Genomic DNA, 1,100 nt, shown 5'->3' on the forward strand with positions numbered 1-1,100 from the left:
CGCTCCAACCAGACCCCGCGCGACGCCGGGCCCCTGGTCTTCACCACCGGATCCGACCTCGCGTCGTCGGTGCAGTTGCCCGTCTGGTTGGCCCGGGGCGGCGCCGACGTGCTGGCCGGGCATCCGATCGTCGCCGTCGACCGGCGCGGCATCGGCATGTCGAACCCGATCGACTGCCGCGACAAGCTGGACCGCCAGGAGATGCGCGACCAGGCCCAGTTCCAAAGCGGTGACGACCCGGTGGCCAACCTCTCCGACATCGCCAACAACGCCACGACGAACTGCACCGACGACGCGAGGTCGGATCCGGTGGTGAAGACCAGGGGCCCGGCGTCGCGCGGGGTCTGGTTGGAGCGGGCGCGCACCACGCCGACGCTGACGGTGCCGGTCCCGCCGTTGACCGGGTCCAGGTCGGCGTCGTAGCTGGCGCAGTCCAGCTGGACGCCGCCGGGCGCGGGCACGGCCGCGTCGGCGAACACCTTGGAGGTGCAGTCGTGCCACGCCAGGTCGTTCTTGGGCGCGGCGATCGGCGGCGGCCCGCTGGGCGCCGGTTTCGGGGTGGCCGCGCCCTGCGGGCGGGCGCCGGAATTCGTGGCGAACCGCGGGTCGGCGGCCAGCCCGGGAACGCAGCCGGCCAGCAGCGCGGCCACGGCGACCAGGACCGCGACGCGCGCCGATTGCCGACTCATGCCGACCACAGTAGCTAGGCCCGCACGTAGCGGGTGTATAGGTAGCCGGCCTCGTCGGTCAGGACGTGGGCACGGCGCATCGCGGTGCGCAGCTGCCCGAGGCCCGCGGCGATGCGCGGCGCGGAGCCGCCCACCACGAACGGCGCGACCGTCAGGCACAGCTCGTCGAGCAGCTCGGCGTCGACGAACGCGCCCAGCAGCGTCGGGCCGCCCTCGGTGAGGACGCGGCGCAAGCCGCGGTCGCGCAGCGCGGCGAGCAGCGCGGCCGGGTCGACGGCGTGGGGGTCGGTCGCGGAACAGTCGACGACCTCACCGAGATCGGTGAGGTGGCGGCGGGCGGCGTCCACCGCCGCCCGGCTGGTCATTACCAGCGGGCGCACCTCGGTCTGGGTGAAGACGCCCAGGTCGCGG

Annotated in this window: 1 protein-coding gene and 1 pseudogene; both read right to left on the reverse strand. The window is 74.5% G+C overall.

The features are described 5' to 3' along the window. Window positions 1-689 (reverse strand): annotated as a pseudogene (locus A5714_RS27670) (hypothetical protein); the annotation flags it as partial. Between the two features lie 14 nt (window positions 690-703). Next, window positions 704-1,100: dihydrofolate reductase family protein (locus tag A5714_RS20645; RefSeq protein WP_197513844.1), on the reverse strand; the 397-nt coding region annotated here is incomplete at its 5' end.

The sequence above is a fragment of the Mycobacterium sp. E2462 genome, from assembly GCF_001672685.1.
Lineage (GTDB): Bacteria > Actinomycetota > Actinomycetes > Mycobacteriales > Mycobacteriaceae > Mycobacterium.